This is a genomic window from Streptomyces durbertensis (assembly GCF_014156695.1).
Taxonomy (GTDB): Bacteria; Actinomycetota; Actinomycetes; order Streptomycetales; family Streptomycetaceae; genus Streptomyces; species Streptomyces durbertensis.
This window is the reverse complement of the sequence record NZ_WMLF01000086.1, coordinates 1-15,551: the sequence shown is the minus strand read 5'-3', so window position 1 is coordinate 15,551 and position 15,551 is coordinate 1. Positions and strand designations below refer to the sequence as shown.

At 73.9% G+C, this 15,551-nt stretch carries 11 protein-coding genes; 6 read left to right on the top strand and 5 right to left on the bottom strand.

Features of this window, described 5'->3' with window-relative positions; all coding sequences use genetic code 11:
• Both GL263_RS08615 and GL263_RS08610 read right to left on the bottom strand, forming a co-directional pair.
• The coding region (locus GL263_RS08615; RefSeq protein WP_182855001.1) for a glycosyltransferase at positions 1–3,216 on the bottom strand (3,216 nt) is incomplete at its 3' end.
• A gap of 283 nt (positions 3,217–3,499) precedes the next feature.
• Entirely contained in the window at positions 3,500–3,763 is a 264-nt protein-coding gene (locus GL263_RS08610) for a WhiB family transcriptional regulator (RefSeq protein WP_143647884.1), read from the bottom strand.
• A gap of 789 nt (positions 3,764–4,552) precedes the next feature.
• On the opposite strand from GL263_RS08610, the gene GL263_RS08605 reads away from it, so the two are divergent.
• From GL263_RS08605 to GL263_RS08595, 3 genes are read left to right on the top strand one after another with little or no spacing between them, the layout of a single operon-like run.
• Positions 4,553–5,080: a cysteine dioxygenase gene (locus GL263_RS08605; RefSeq protein ID WP_182855000.1), complete on the top strand. Its 528-nt coding sequence runs from the start codon at positions 4,553–4,555 to the stop codon at positions 5,078–5,080.
• Positions 5,081–5,103: 23 nt separating this feature from the next.
• A complete protein-coding gene (locus GL263_RS08600) occupies positions 5,104–6,123 on the top strand; it encodes a 2-phospho-L-lactate transferase (RefSeq protein ID WP_182854999.1) in 1,020 nt (339 codons plus the stop codon).
• Positions 6,120–7,466, top strand: coding sequence for a coenzyme F420-0:L-glutamate ligase (locus tag GL263_RS08595; protein ID WP_182854998.1), 1,347 nt, complete (start codon positions 6,120–6,122; stop codon positions 7,464–7,466). Before GL263_RS08600 ends, GL263_RS08595 begins: the two co-directional genes overlap by 4 nt.
• Before the next feature lie 74 nt (positions 7,467–7,540).
• Here GL263_RS08595 and GL263_RS08590 read toward each other — a convergent pair whose 3' ends face one another.
• From GL263_RS08590 to GL263_RS08580, 3 genes are all read right to left on the bottom strand, one after another.
• Positions 7,541–8,458, bottom strand: a complete 918-nt coding sequence (locus GL263_RS08590) for a DNA-3-methyladenine glycosylase family protein (protein ID WP_182854997.1) — start codon at positions 8,456–8,458, stop codon at positions 7,541–7,543.
• Between the two features lie 58 nt (positions 8,459–8,516).
• A complete protein-coding gene (manB, locus tag GL263_RS08585; protein ID WP_182854996.1) occupies positions 8,517–9,602 on the bottom strand; it encodes a mannose-1-phosphate guanylyltransferase in 1,086 nt (361 codons plus the stop codon).
• A 146-nt stretch (positions 9,603–9,748) separates the two neighbouring features.
• Positions 9,749–11,149, bottom strand: a complete 1,401-nt coding sequence (locus tag GL263_RS08580; RefSeq protein ID WP_182854995.1) for a peptidoglycan recognition protein family protein — start codon at positions 11,147–11,149, stop codon at positions 9,749–9,751.
• Between the two features lie 138 nt (positions 11,150–11,287).
• Here GL263_RS08580 and GL263_RS08575 point away from each other — a divergent pair, with 138 nt between their 5' ends.
• The 3 genes from GL263_RS08575 to GL263_RS08565 all read left to right on the top strand — a co-directional run bounded on the left by GL263_RS08575 (position 11,288) and on the right by GL263_RS08565 (position 15,448).
• Positions 11,288–12,037, top strand: a complete 750-nt coding sequence (locus GL263_RS08575; protein ID WP_182854994.1) for a TIGR03089 family protein — start codon at positions 11,288–11,290, stop codon at positions 12,035–12,037.
• Positions 12,038–12,232: 195 nt separating this feature from the next.
• Complete coding sequence (locus tag GL263_RS08570) at positions 12,233–13,408, top strand: LCP family protein (RefSeq protein ID WP_323379305.1); 1,176 nt, start codon at positions 12,233–12,235, stop codon at positions 13,406–13,408.
• Positions 13,409–13,612: 204 nt separating this feature from the next.
• Entirely contained in the window at positions 13,613–15,448 is a 1,836-nt protein-coding gene (locus GL263_RS08565; protein WP_182854992.1) for an LCP family protein, read from the top strand.
• Positions 15,449–15,551: the final 103 nt, after the last annotated feature.

Below are 15,551 nucleotides of genomic sequence, written 5' to 3'. Positions count from 1 at the left end.
GACGGGCGCGGGGCCCTCGGTCTCGGGCAGGTCGTCGTCGTTGTCCCGGCGGCGTCCCGGCAGGGCCAGCACGACGACCAGCACCGCCAGCGCGCCCTGCGCCCACAGCCAGGCCCGGTGGACGAGCGGCGCCTGGTAGGCGACCTCCAGTCGACCGCCCTGGGCGGGCAGTTCGAAGCCCTGCGCCCAACCCTGGACGGTGGTCGGCTTGAGGTCGCGCCCGTCGAGCGTGGCGGTCCAGCCGGCCGACCGGGCGTCGGCCAACCGCAGCACCCTTCCCTCGGAGCCGGACTTGATCGTCGTGCCGACGTTCACCGGTCCGGCGGGGACGGTCACCGACGGCGCGCCCTCGCTGATGATCATGACGCGGGCGATGTCGGCCTCCACCCGCCACAGTTCGCCGCCGGACTGCTGGCTGAGGCGTTCCAGCCCGGGGGTGGCGTTGAGGACGCCGATCATGTGCCTGGTCGCGGGGTCGGCGGAGGGCTTGTCGGCGGAGGCGCGGACGAAGACGTAGCGGACACCGTAGGCGCCCAGCCGCTCCCGCTGGTCGGCGCCGGAGCCGGCCACCAGGTTGGCGACCACGTCGTCCAGTCCTGCCGCGCCGGCGGTCGCGCGCGCCAGGTCGCCGTCGCCCAGCCGGGCGCCGGAGCCCCGGACGAGCGTGTAGCGGACGTCGCCGTCCGCGGCGGTGTCGAGTACCAGGGTTCTGGGCTGGTCGGTGGTGCGGCTCTCCTCGGCGACAAACGCGGGCACCTGGACGGGCGAGCGGCGTTCGAGCGGGCCGCCGGCGCCGCCGATCATCCAGGCGACGCCGCTGACCATCGGCGCCAGCAGCGCGGCGAGTGCCACCAGGGCGGCCAGCGGCTGGCGCCAGCCGAAGCTCTGGGCCGCGACCCGGCCGCGGGCGCCTTCCGCGCCGAGCACGGCGGCCGTGAGCAGTCCGGCGCCGTACACCAGCGTGGCGGGGCCGGCCCAGCCGTTGTCGCCGGTCAGTGCGGCGAAGAGCAGGCCGGTCAGCGCCACGGTCCAGGCGGCCAGGACGGCTCGCCGGCGGTCGGCGCGCAGCAGCGCCGCGAGGCCGGCGAACAGCACGCCGAGGAACAGCAGGCCGCCGGTGGTGCCGGGGCCGCCGGGGTCGAGCGCCAGGAGGTGGAGGGGGTCGACGGCGGCGGTGCCGATGTCGAGCCCGGCTTCGGAGAAGAGGGACGCCGGGTCGGTCAGCAGGTTCAGCGACCAGGGGGCGAGCAGCGCCAGCGGGGTGCCGAGCAGCACGACCGCGCGGGCGGCCAGGGAGGAGCCGGCGACGCCCTGCCGCAGCCGCAGCGCGAACACGGCGACGGTCAGCACGGCCGCGATCGGCCAGACGACCGGGGTGAAGGCGGTGGTCACGCTCACGAGCAGGGCGAGCGTCCAGACGGCCCGCCAGCCCGTGCCGGTGGAGGCGCGGACGGCCGCCCGGGCGATGAGCGGGAGGAGTACGGCCAGTACGGCGGTGCCCAGCCGGCCGGAGGCGAGCGCTCCGGTCACGGGGGGCAGCAGGGCGTAGGCGACGCTCACGCAGGCGCGCAGCACGCGGGAGCCGACGAGTCCCCGGGAGGCGAAGTAGGCGCAGACGCCGGCGAGCGGGACGGAGCCGACGAGCAGCAGCGTCATGGTGAGCCCGGTGCTGCCGAGGAGCAGGGCGGCGAACGCCGCGAGCACGGCCAGGTAGGGCGGGGCGGACTCGGTGGTGCCGACTCCGACGGGGTGCCAGGCGTCGGCGTAGCGGGCCCAGAGGTCGCCGAGCTGGCCGGGTGCCGGCAGCAGCGCGCCGCCGGCGAGGGCGCCGCCGGTGAGCAGGGAGCGGCAGGCGATCAGGGAGGTGAGCAGCAGCAGCGCGAAGAGCACCGGCGCCGGCTTGCTGGCGATCCTCTTGAGGCGCGCGAACTGTTCGACCTCGACGTAGTCGGCGTCGTCGCCGCCCGGCCCGGTCTCGACGGCGCCGTGCCGGCCGCCGGAGGACTGCTCGGGTTCGAGGCGTCCCGTGACGTTGGCGGCGACCTGTTCGACCGTCGCGCGGACGGTCGCGCCGGGTGGTGGGAAGAGGGGGCGCAGTTGGCCGGGTTCGGTGGCGGGCTTGCCGCGGTTGCGGCGGCCGTTGAGGATGTGGCCCGGTCTGAGCAGGGTCCGGAAGAAGCCGGTGACCTCGTCCAGCGCCTGTCCCGGCACCTTGCCGACGAGGTAGGCGAGGGTGCGCAGCAGGGTGCCGAGCAGCAGCCTGACGATCACCCAGGGCAGCGCGCGACCGCGGGCGTTGACGAGAAGGGTGTAGACGGCGCCCGACTTGTCGACGCGGTGGGGGCCGACGACGGTGCGGCCGGCGCAGTCGATGGGACGGCGTTCGCGGGCGGCGGCCTCGGCGTGCCGGAGGACGGCGGCGGGGGCGACGAGGACGTCGTGGCCGGCGTTCTGGGCGCGCCAGCACAGGTCGACGTCGTCGCGCATGAGCGGCAGGCGGCGGTCGAAGCCCCGCAGGCGTTCGAAGACGTCGCGGCGGACCAGCATGCCGGCGGTGGAGACGGAGAGGACCTGGCGGACCTGGTCGTGCTGGCCCTGGTCCTGTTCCCTGCGGTCGAGGCCGGTCCAGCGGCGTCCGCTGTTGGCGATGGTGACGCCGACCTCCAGCAGCTGGCGGCGGTTGTACCAGCTGCGCAGCTTGGGGCCGATGATCGCGGCGGAGGGGTTGGCGTCGGCGACGCGCAGCAGTTCGAGGAGCGCGTCCGGTTCGGCCGCGCAGTCGTCGTGCAGCAGCCACAGCCAGTGGACCGGCTCGCCGTGCGGGAGTTCGGGGACGTCGTAGGCGTCCAGGTCCCAGGTCTTGGTGACCGGGTCCCAGGCGCTCGGGCGCTTGAGGTAGGGCAGGTCGTCCGGGGTGAGGGCGGGCGCGGTGCGGACCGCCTCGTCGACGGCGGTGCCGAAGCCGGAGCGGCGGGCGAGGTGGAGTACCCGGTCGGGGCCGACGGCCTCGCCCACGAGCTGCGCCGAGGCGTCGGCGCTGCCGGTGTCGGCGGCGATGACGTCCTGTACGGGGCGGACCTGGCCCACCAGGCCGGCCAGCGCGTCGGGGAGCCAGCGCTCTCCGTCGTGGGAGACCAGCACGGCGGTGACGACGTGCTGGGGGAACTCGGGAGCGGCCTGTTCGTACTGGGCCGCCGGATGGCTGTGCACGGACATCGAGCTACGGCCCCGGTCTTGGTGGCGGGTCGACGCGTGGCGTCGCGGACGGTGCCCCACACTAATGCGGTCCGCTCACCGCGCGCTGCGCACGGGAAGCGGACCGCTCACCAGGGCCCGGGCCGGGGGCCGGTTGCTATGGACGGAATGGTTCCGGTTTGACCGGGTGTCCGGGGTCTGTGACGGGATGCTCGGCGCCGGCCCGCGGGGATCCGGCGCCCGACCGAGGCGCACGCGCCCCGCGTCGACCGGCCCACCTCGCGGCCTCCCGTCGGGCGGCCGTTCAAATGGCGGCCTTCTTCAGCCGCCGCCGCTCCCGCTCGGACAGCCCTCCCCAGATGCCGAACCGCTCGTCGTTGGCCAGGGCGTACTCCAGGCACTCGGAACGGACCTCGCACGCCAGGCAGACCTTCTTGGCCTCCCGCGTGGAACCGCCCTTCTCCGGAAAGAAGGACTCCGGATCCGTCTGAGCGCACAGAGCGCGCTCCTGCCAGCCGAGCTCCTCTTCCACCTCTTCGACCAGCACCTGCTGGAACAGCTCGGTCATGCTCGCGCCCCTCGTCCGTCTTTATGTCCCCGTGATGCCGTCGTTATCGATGCACTTGAACGACACGAGTGAAATTACAAGTGCGGTGATCCGAGGCAGTCAAGCCGGGATCTGCTATTGAGCCGGTTATTCACTCTGCGGAACCAAGCGTTCGCAGAAAGTGTTCAAATCGCCACAAAGGCGACAGCTGGCAGCGCCCGTCGCCGATCCACTGGCCGTCGACCCCGCCACGCAGACGAGGACGCCCCGAGCGACCGGAGACGTTGCACACCCGGCGTCGAAGCGATGCTGATCACAACTGGATCACAGCTTCGCAACGGCGCAAGTCCGAGTGGGTGAGCGGGCACGTAACCGGTTCTTCGGCTGCACAAACCTTTCACCTAAGCCCCGGACCTGAACGAGTGAAAGATTGCCCTCACGGGGGACATCCAGTTGACAGACGGGCGGGGACCACGCTCTCCTAGGACGCATGTCAGTCACGCCCGCGCTCAGCAAGACCCGTGCCACCGGGTCCCTCCGCGCTGCCCGGGTGCACTGTCCCTGTTGCTGTTGTTGAGGCCGGGCCGACCCTCCGCCCCCGCACTCCGACAGCCCGCCGAAGGCTCACCGGACCGCCCCGTCGCGTCCCCGTGACCCCCTGAAGCCCGCCGAGCACGACCACACGCCCCGTCCGTTCGGGGCCCGGTCGCGGAATCCTCGCGAAGGCCCGGAGGCCCACCGCCCCGCCACCTCTGCCGTTGTGCCACCGCCGCCGCCCGCTCAGCCCAGACCCCGAGGAACCACACTCCCGTGAACAGCGACGTCGAGATCGCCGGCGATCTGCTCGCCATCCAGCACCTCCTGCCGCCCACCCCCGAACACCCCAGCACCGTCGCCGGCTTCGCCGGCCTGGCCCGGGAGATCGCCGCCGACCGCGCGGGCTGGGCCCCGCTCGTCCGGTACGACCCCGTCACCCGCTGGTACCACCGGCTGCGCACCGGCCCGGGATACGAGGTCTGGCTGCTGAGCTGGTTGCCCGGGCAGGGCACCGGCCTGCACGACCACGGCGACTCGTCCAGCGTGCTGACCGTCCTGGAGGGCGAGTTGACGGAGCGTTCCACCGGCGGCGAGCGGCGGCTGACCCCCGGCGGCGAGCGCCTCCTCGCCCCCGGCCGCCCGCACGAGATCAGCAACCACACCCTCGACCCGGCGGTCAGTCTGCACGTCTACTTCCCCGGCCTGACCCGGATGCCGATGCACCACGCCCCGGCGCCGGCCGCCGCGGCGCACCCCGCGCCCGCCGCGCGTCCCGTGACCCCGAGTCCGACCGCCGACTGACCCCAACTGACAGACTGGGCCGCATGCAGCGCATTGTGGTTCTGGCCGGCGGGATCGGCGGCGCCCGGTTCCTCCGCGGCCTCAGGCAGGCGGCGCCCGACGCCGAGATCACCGTCATCGGCAACACCGGCGACGACATCCATCTGTTCGGGCTGAAGGTGTGCCCCGACCTGGACACGGTCATGTACACCCTCGGCGGTGGCATCCACGAGGAGCAGGGCTGGGGCCGGGCGGACGAGACCTTCACCGTGAAGGAGGAGCTGGCCGCCTACGGCGTGGGCCCCGGCTGGTTCGGCCTGGGCGACCGGGACTTCGCGACCCATATCGTCCGCACCCAGATGATCTCCGCCGGGTACCCGCTCAGCGCGGTCACCGAGGCGCTGTGCCAGCGCTGGCAGCCCGGTGTGCGGCTGCTGCCGATGACCGACGACCGGGTCGAGACGCACGTCCTCATCGACGACCCCGACCCCACCGGCGACCCCGACGGCCCCGGCTCCGCCGGCGACAGGGCCGGCGGCGACGCGTCCGGGCGCAGGGCGGTGCACTTCCAGGAGTACTGGGTGCGGCTGCGGGCCGCCGTCGACGCCCACGCCGTCGTACCGATCGGCGCCGACCAGGCCAAGCCGGCGCCCGGCGTGCTGGAGGCCCTCGGCGCCGCCGACACCGTGCTCTTCCCGCCGTCCAACCCGGTGGTCAGCATCGGCACGATCCTCGCCGTGCCCGGCATCCGCGAGGCCATCGCGGACGCCGGGGTCCCCGTGGTGGGGCTGTCCCCGATCGTCGGCGGCGCCCCCGTCCGCGGCATGGCCGACAAGATGCTCGCCGCGATCGGCGTGGAGACGACGGCGCAGGCCGTCGCCGCTCACTACGGCTCCGGCCTGCTGGACGGCTGGCTGGTCGACACGGCCGACGCGGGCGCGGTGCCGGAGGTGGAGGCGGCCGGCATCCGCTGCCGCGCGCTGCCGCTGATGATGAGCGACCTCGACGCGACGGCGCGGATGGCCGCCGAGGCGCTCTCCCTCGCCGAGGAGGTGCGCGCGTGACCGGCCCCGCCGCCGAGCCCCCCGGCTACCGGGTGTGGGCGCTGCCCGGCATCCCCGAGGTGCGGGAGAAGGACGACCTGGCCAAGCTGGTCGCCGACGCCGTCACCGGTTCGACGGCGGTTCCGGAGCTGCGGGACGGCGACATCCTGGTCGTCACGTCCAAGATCGTGAGCAAGGCGGAGGGCCGGTCGCTGCGCGCCGACGACCGCGAGGCGGCCATCGACGCCGAGACCGTCCGGGTGGTCGCCCGGCGGGGGGCCTCCCGGATCGTGCAGACCCGGCACGGCTTTGTGATGGCGGCCGCCGGTGTCGACGCCTCCAACACACCCGCCGGCACCATACTGCTGCTGCCGGTCGACCCGGACGCATCCGCCCGCCGCATCCGCGAAGGGGTGCGGCGGCTGCTCGGCGTGGATGTCGGCGTTGTGGTCACCGACACCTTCGGGCGCCCCTGGCGCACCGGGCAGACGGACGTGGCGATCGGCGCCGCGGGTGTGCGGGTCCTGGAGGACCTGCGCGGCGGTGTCGACGCCCACGGCAACCCGCTCGCCGTCACCGTCACCGCGGTCGCCGACGAACTCGCCGCGGCCGGCGAGCTGGTGAAGGGCAAGGCCGACGGCATGCCGGTGACGGTCGTCCGGGGGCTGGGACGGCTCACCGCGCCGGAGGACGACCCGGACGCGGCGGACGGGGCGCGGGCGCTCGTCCGCTCCCCCGAGCGGGACATGTTCCGGCTCGGCACCTCGGAGGCGGTCCGAGAGGCGGTCGCGCTGCGCCGCACGGTCCGCGAGTTCACCGACGAGCCGGTCGAGGAGTCGTCGGTGCTGCGGGCCGTGGAGATGGCCGTCACCGCGCCCGCGCCCCACCACACCACGCCCTGGCGGTTCGTCCTGCTCTCCGACGCCGACTCCAGGGAGCGGCTGCTGGACGCGATGCGCGACGCGTGGATCGCCGACCTGCGCGCCGACGGCCGGTCGGAGGAGAGCGTGCGCCGGCGCGTGCGACGCGGCGACGTCCTGCGCCGCGCGCCCTACCTGGTGGTCCCCTGCCTGGTCGACGAGGGGGCGCACCGGTACCCGGACGCGCGCCGCTCGCAGGCCGAACGGGAGATGTTTGTCGTCGCGGCCGGCGCCGCCGTGCAGAACCTGCTCGTCTCGCTCGCCGGGGAGGGTCTGGGCGCGGCCTGGATCTCCTCCACGATGTTCTGCCGGGACGTGGTGCGCGAGACGCTGGAGCTTCCCGCCGGCTGGGACCCGATGGGCGCGGTCGCCGTCGGACACCCGGCGGGCCCGCCGGGGGCCCGCGCGCCGCGCGCCGCCGAGGACTTCGTCCTCCGCCGCTGACGGCCGTCGGACGCCCCCGCCGCCGCGCACCGCGAAGGCCCGGCCGTGAACGTCCGGGAACGTCCGCGCGCGGGTCACAGGCGGGCGATGTCGCCGACCGGGAAGCGGGGGCCCCGGCGTTCCGGCACCCGGCCGGCCAGCAGGATCAGCCTCGTCGCGCGGTGCCGCTGGCCGGCGTAGGGGTCGAGGAGTTCCAGCATCGCCGCGTCGTCGAGGCCGCGGCGGCCGGTGAGGGCGTAGCCGACGATGTTCGGCAGGTGGTAGTCCCCGACGGTGACGGCGTCGGGGTCGCCGTTGCTGCGCTGCAGCGTCTCCGCCGCCGTCCAGGGCCCGATGCCGGGGACCAGGCGGAGCCTCCTGGACGCCTCGTCCGACGGCATCGCCGCGGCCTCCTCCAGCCGGGCGGCGACCCGGCAGGCCCGCAGCACGGTGGCGGCCCGCTTGTCGTCGACGCCCGCCCGGTGCCACTCCCAGGACGGGACGCGGCGCCACCCGGTGGCGTCCGGCATCACGTACATGCCGCCGGGCATCAGCTCGGTCGGGCCGGGGGCGGGTTCCCCGTGCCGGCGCAGCAGCAGCCGCCAGGCCCGGTACGCCTCGTCGGTGGTGACCTTCTGTTCCAGGATCGACGGGATCAGCGACTCCAGCACCAGTCCGGTGCGGACGAGCCGCAGCCCCGGGTTGCGCCGGTGGGCGGCGTGGACGAGCGCGTGCCGGGGCACGAAGTCCTCGGGCCGGTCGTCGGCGCCGAGCAGGGCCGGCAGCCCGTCCAGCGCCCGGTCGCGGCCGGGGCCCCACGCCTGTGCCTCGATCCGGCCGGGCGGGTTCTCGGTCAGCCGCAGGGTGAAAGGGCCGTCCGGGTTGCGGCTGGTCCGCCACAGGGCGCCGTCGTGCCGGCGTTGTGCGGGGTCGCCGGGGCCGCGCTGCAGCACGCGGAGGCTGCGGTGGAGGTCGTAGGGACCGGGTGGGGTCCAGCTGCGGACGGCGGGCACCCGGCCAGGCTAAGCCAGACCGCCCGCCGTTCCCGAACAGCCGACCGCCGCGGCCCGGTCAGGCGGCCGGGGCGGAGAAGCGCACCGCGCCGTCGGGGATGTGGGCGTCGCACCAGATGCGGATGCCCTCGCGCAGTTCGTTGTCGGCTCCGACGACGGCGCCGTCGCCGATGACCGCGCCGTCCAGCACTGTGCGCGCCCCCACGCGCGCGCCGGCGCCGATGAGTGAGTCGCGCACCACGGCGCCCGCCTCGATGACCGCGCCGTCCAGCACGGTGCTGCCCTCCACTCTGGCCCCGGCACCGACCACGGCCGCCGCTCCGACGACCGTGCCGCCGGTGAGCTTGGCGTCCGGCGCGACCCGCGCGCCGTCGATCACCAGCCGCTCGCCGCGTCGGCCCGGCACGGCGGGCGAGGGCGCCCGCCCCAGCACCAGGTCGGCGGAGCCGCGCACGAACGCCTGCGGGGTGCCGAGGTCCAGCCAGTAGGTGGAGTCGACCATGCCCTGGAGGTGCGCGCCCTCGGCGAGCAGTCCGGGGAAGGTCTCGCGTTCGACGGAGACGGGGCGGTCGGCGGGGATGGTGTCGATCACCGAGCGGGTGAAGACGTACGCGCCGGCGTTGATCTGGTCGGTGACGATCTCCTCGGGCGTCTGCGGCTTCTCCAGGAAGGCGGTGACGCGTCCGGCGGCGTCCGTGGGCACGAGGCCGAACGCGCGGGGGTCGGGCACCCGGGTCAGGTGCAGGGAGACGTCGGCGCCGGTGCGGCGGTGGGTGTCGACGAGGGCCGGGATGTCCAGCCCGGTGAGGATGTCGCCGTTGAAGATCAGCACCGGTTCGTCGGGTGCCGAGCGCAGCCGGGGGGCGACGTTGCGGATGGCGCCGCCGGTGCCCAGCGGCTCCTCCTCGGTGACGTACTCCAGGTGGAGGCCGAGCGCGGAGCCGTCGCCGAAGTACGGCTCGAAGACCTCGGCGAGGTAGGACGTGGCCAGCACGATGTGTTCGACGCCCGCGGCCCTGGCGCGGGCGAGCTGGTGGGTGAGGAACGGGACGCCGGCGGCCGGGACCATCGGTTTGGGCGTGTTCACCGTGAGCGGGCGCAACCGGGTTCCCTTGCCCCCGACGAGGAGTATCGCTTCTGTCACCGTCTCTGCTTCCTGCCGGGGCCGCCCTGTACCCGTACGAGGTGGTTACCCGTACGTACGAGCGGCCAGTGTATGCAAACGGACGCGCGGGCGGTCCGGACCAGTCGGTCCGGACCGCCCGCGGCCTGGTGTGGCGTTCCCGCCGGTCAGCGCCCCTGGAGGCGGGCGGCGAGGCTGCGCACCGTGCCGAGGTTGCCGTAGAGCTGGGCCCCGGGGCACTCGGTGGCGAAGCCGTCGCGGTGACCGGAGACGGCCCGCATGGTGACCGCGGTTCCCGCCGGGTACTTCCCGCCGCCGGAGGTGAGTGTCACGCTGCCGGCCGGATTGATGCCGTGGAGTCCGAGCTTCCAGCCGATGAGCTTGGCGACGCCCTCGACCGCCTCCCGGCTCGGCGCGGTGGCGCCGAAGGAGCCGAGGACGGCGATCCCCGTGGTGTTGCTGTTGAAGCCGTAAGTGTGCGCGCCCTGGACGGGTTTGGCCACACCTCCGGCGCGGCCTTCGTAGATCGTGCCGCACTTGTCGACGAGGAAGTTGTAGCCGATGTCCCGCCAGCCGAGGGTCCGGGTGTGGTACTGGTAGATGCTTCTGATCACCGACGGGGCCTGGGCGCAGGTGTAGTTGTTGCTCATGGCGGTGTGGTGCACAAACGCGGCCCTGACGGTGTTGGTGTAGAGGAACTGCCGTTCCCGCCAGGACTCGTTGGCGTTCCAGCCGGCACGGGTGACGATGCCGGGGCGCGGTCCGATGTGGGAGTCCGCGCCGCCGCCCAGCTGGGCCTGGGTCTCCTTGCGGCTCAGCGGGGGGATGACCTGCGCGCCGAGTTCGGCGAGCTGTGCGTTGACCGCGCTGGCGGCGGCGGCCTCGGGGGTCAGCTCCGGGGTGGGGTTCTTGCCGGGCTTGCCGTCGCTCCGGTCGGTCCCGTCGATCCCGTCGGCCCCTTCCGGTCCGTCCGCCGCCGCGCCGCGGCCGGGGTCGACGAGCGCGACGCGCAGCCCGGCGGGCAGCGGCTTGGCGTCGGCGCCGGTCTGCGGGATCAGTCGGACCTCGACACCGTCGGCCTCTCCGACCCACAGCGGGGCGGTGCTGCCCCGGATGTCGCGCTCGGGCGACTCGCTGTCCGGGGCGTCCCGGTGACTCTCCAGTTCCAGCCAGCGGGACCAGCGGTCGGTCCCCGCGGCCCTGGTGCGGACCTCGACGCGGGCGTTGAGGTCGTGGGAGGCGTCGTCCCAGACGACGCCGAGGAGGGAGAACGGCGCGACGTCGCGTCGCGCGAGACCGGCGGCGCCGGGGGCGGTGGGCTGCCCGGCGGTCCGGGCGGAACGGTCCGTGGTCCCGAACCCGGTGAGCGGGAGCGAGCGGGTGGCGGGGGGTCTTCCGCTGGAAGCGGGGGCGCCCCCGTCGGCGGGGGCTGTCCGGTCGGCGGCGGCGCCGGCCTTCGCCGGTACGGCGTCCGCGACCTGAGCGGTGGAGGCGGCGGCCGACGCGGAGGGCGCCAGCAGCGCGGCCGTGCAGAGGGAACCGAGGGAGGCTGCAAGAATCGCACGCATGAGATGATCGTGTGCATATCATCCGGAATGTGTCTATTCGTCAGCTGACGAACCATCGGGTTGACACGCCGTCACACATCCCGGGAGGAGGCGCTCGTCACCCTGATCGCCGGCCCGGCTGCGGCTACTCTGACGCTCATGCAAGCGACTGACCGCACCCCCGCCGACCTGCTGCGATCGGCACTCGAGTCGGACTCCGCCCGTCCGCTGGTGACCTTCTACGACGACGCCACGGGCGAGCGCGTCGAACTTTCGGTGGCGACCTTCGCCAATTGGGTGGCGAAGACCGCGAACCTCCTCCAGGACGAGCTGTCCGCGGAGCCGGGCGACCGGCTCGCCCTGCTGCTGCCGGCGCACTGGCAGTCCGCCGTGTGGATCATCGCCTGCTCCGCCGCCGGGGTGGTGGTGGAACCGCAGGGCGACCCGGCGAACGCCGACCTCGTCGTGAGCGGCCCCGACCAGTTGGAGGCGGCCCGCGCGTGCTCCGGGGAGCGGGTGGCGCTCAGTCTGCTGCCGCTGGGCCGCCGGTTCGGCGAGCCGCCGGCGGGTTTCCACGACTACGCGGTGGAGGTGCCGAGCCAGGGCGACCGGTTCTCCCCCTACGCGCCCGTCTCCCCCGCCGACCCGGCGATGGCCATCGAGGGCCGCGAGGTGTCCGGCGCCCGTGTCGTCGAGCAGGCCCGGGCCGACGCCGCCGCGCTCGGCCTGGGCCCGGACAGCCGCGTGCTGTCCGTCCGGGACTACTCGGACTGGACGGGCGTCTCCCGCGGCCTGCTCGCCCCGCTGGCCGCCGGTGGCTCGGTCGTGCTGAACCGGCACGCCGACAAGCTGGACCCGGCGACGCTCGCCGCCCGCCGCGAAAGCGAGCGAATCACCCATACGGCGTAACGTCACTGGTAGGCACCCGACCCCGGCGGCAGTATCGATCCACGGACCTGCCCCAGCCCGGGACAGGCTTTGTGTACCACCCCGCGGCGTACCACCCCGCGCGGACGCCAGAGGTCCGCAAGGATGACGGGCGCCCGTCGCCAGCCGCCGCCGGCGCGCCCGCGAGCCGCCGAACGCGAGGGATTGGACGCAGCCGTGACCGATGCCGACGCCGAACGTGGCGACCGCCCCGAGCGGGCGGACGCCACCGGTCCCGGAGCAGCCGACCGGCCCAGGCCGTCGGCCCGTCGCCGCTGGCCGCGCTGGACGGCGATGGGCGCGGCCGCCGTCGTCCTCCTCGGCGCCGGTGTCGGCTGGGCGCTCTACCAGCGCCTGGAAGGCAACATCACCACCGATGTCACCACCGCCGAACAGCTGGAACGCTACGAGCGGGAACGCCCCGAGCCGGCCGCGGGCCGCGCGCGGAACATCCTGATCCTCGGCTCCGACGACCGCAGCGGCGGCAACCGGCGCTACGGCCGGGACACCGGCACGGCCCGCTCGGACACCACGATCCTGCTGCACCTGGCGGCCGACCGGAGGAGCGCCACCGCCGTCTCGATACCGCGCGACCTCATGGTGCGGATCCCCGCCTGCGAGCGACGGGACGGGAAGCCGACCAAGGCGCAGTTCGCCCAGTTCAACTGGGCCTTCCAGTTCGGCGGCGCGGCCTGCGCCATCCGCACGGTGGAGAAGCTGACCGACATCCGGGTCGACCACCACGTGGTGATCGACTTCCAGGGCTTCAAGCGCATGGTCGACGCCGTCGGCGGCGTCGAGGTCTGCCTGCCCGAGCCCGTTCGGGACCGGGACGCCGATCTCGACCTGCCCGCCGGGCGGCAGACCCTGCGGGGCGAGGACGCCCTCGGCTACGTGCGTGCCCGGCAGAGCATCGGCAACGGCAGCGACACCCAGCGCATGGCCCGCCAGCAGGCCTTCCTCGCGTCCCTGGTGAAGAAGGTGCGGAGCAACGGTGTGCTGATGAACCCCACCAGGCTGTACCCGGTGCTCGACGCCGCCACGTCCTCCATCACCGCGGACGCCGGCCTGAACTCGCTGACCGAGCTGTACGACCTGGTCCGCGGCGTGCGCGACATCCCGGACGAGGACATCCGCTTCATGACCGTCCCCCGCAAGCCGTGGGACCGGAACCCGAACCGGGACGAACTGGTGCAGCCGGACGCCGACCGGCTCTTCGCCGACCTGCGGGCCGACCGCCAGCCCCCGCTGCCCGAACCCGCGGAGCCGGGCGAATCGGGCGGAGGCGCCGGCCCGGACGGCAACCGGACCCCGGGCGGCCGGGACGCCTCCCAGGACGTCTGCGCACCCTGAGCCGACCGACCCCGACCGTATGGCCTCACCCACAGTCATGGGAGGGACCACCGCGAACGCGGACAAAGCGCTCAGGAAGTCCTCACACCGACGTGGTCCGGCGCTGAGCCGGACGGATAAGGTGAGCGCTCAACAGCCGCCCCGACGCCCGGAGCGCTCTGAGGGGAGAGACGCGAGCCGGCTTCAACGGAGGACGCACGCTACGTGGACGCGCAAGGCCGTGGGCACGCGGGAGAAGTGGATCCCGCGGATCAGTGGGTGTTCAACCCCCAGACGGGCAGCTACGAGCTGCGTCTGGACCCCGTCACTCCGGGCCCCGCGGCCCCCGCCGCGTCACCCTCCGGAGCCCCCCGCACACACAGCGGTGGACGCCCGCGCCCGGACGCCCCCGCGCCCGGCAGGCGCGCCGCCGACCCCGCCGTCCCCGGCCGGCGCACGCCCGACCCGGCGGCGCCCGGCAGGTCCGGCGCCGAAACCGCCGGCTCCGGCCGCCGCGCCGCCCGGGCGGCCGCCCGGCAGCCCACCGAAGCCCCCGGCCGCGTACCGGGCCAGCGCTCCCGCCCCCGGCGCGGCGAGCCCGAGCAGCCGACGCGCGGCCGCCGCAAACGCAAGCCGAGACTCAGCGGCAAGCAGAAGGCGCTGCGCTGGGGCGGCGGCACGATGGCCGTGGCGCTCGTCGCGCTCTGCGCCACCGGCTACCTCGTCTACAAGCACTTCAACGACAACATCGACAAGGTCGACGTCGGGATCAGCAACAATGCCACCAGCAACGGGCCGGTCAACATCCTGCTGCTGGGCACCGACGCCCGCACCGGCGCCGGCAACCAGGGCTACGGCGACGCCGAGAGCGAGGGGCACGCCGACACCACCGTCCTGCTGCACGTCTCCAAGGACCGTTCGCACGCCACCGCGTTGAGCATCCCCCGCGACATGGTCGTGGACATCCCCGACTGCCCGACGAAGCAGGGCGGCGAGGAGAGGGTCATCCCCGGCTCACCGAACACCCGGTTCAACGAGAGCCTGGGGCAGAACGGCCGGGACCCCGGCTGCACCTGGCGGACGGTGCAGGAGATCACCGGTCTTGAGATCAACCACTTCATGATGGCGGACTTCAACGCCGTCAAGACGCTCTCGACCGCCGTCGGCGGCGTCGAGGTGTGCGTCGCCAAGGACATCGACGACAAGAACTCCAAGCTCAAGCTGACCAAGGGCGTCCACCGCATCCAGGGCGAGGACGCGCTGGCCTTCGTCCGCACCCGCGACTCGGTGGGACTCCGCAGCGACCTCAGCCGCATCGAGCTGCAACAGCAGTTCCTCAGCTCGATGTTCCGCGAGGTCAAGGCCAGCGGCTCGCTCGCCAGCCCGACCAAGGCGTGGAAGCTGGCCGACGCGGCGACCAAGGCCCTGACCGTCGACACCGGCATCGGCGAGGTCACCAAGCTCGCCGAACTCGCCTCGGACCTGCAACGCGTCAACCCCAAGAACATCACCTTCGCCACCCTCCCGGTCCTCGACAACCCGAACGACCCGAGGAAGGCCACCGTCGTCCTCGACGAGGCCAAGGCCCGCCCGATCTTCCAGATGATCAAGGCCGACAAGTCGCTCGCGGGAACCGGCAAGGACGGGAAGGGGTCAAAGGAGAAGGAGGACGTGCCGAGGGTCCCGGCGGCCCAGGTGCGGGTGGACGTCTACAACGGGGGTGGTCCGATCGGATCGGCCCAGCAGACCGTCAGCTGGCTGCAGAACAGCCACGGCGCCCGCCTGGCCACCAACTCCGGCAACGCCGACACCACACAGCGGACGACCACCCTGGAGTACGGTCCCGACCAGGCCGGACAGGCCGCCACCCTGGCGAAGCTGATGGGGCTTCCCAAGAAGGCCCTGCGGAAGCAGGCCGAGGACGCCGGCGAGGGCGTGCCGATGACACTGACACTCGGCGCGGACTTCGTCGCCGCCGGCACGCCCATCGAGGCGCCCGACGAGGCACCCGAAGGCGTTCAGAAGATCAACGGTGGGGACAAGAACGTGTGCGCCAAGTGAGTCGGACGAGGACAACCAAGGGGGAGGGTCCCGTGCGACAACGGACCACAAGCGAGGCCGGCCTGCCGTCGGCGCCGGCGGAGGCCGACCGGGTACCTGTCTC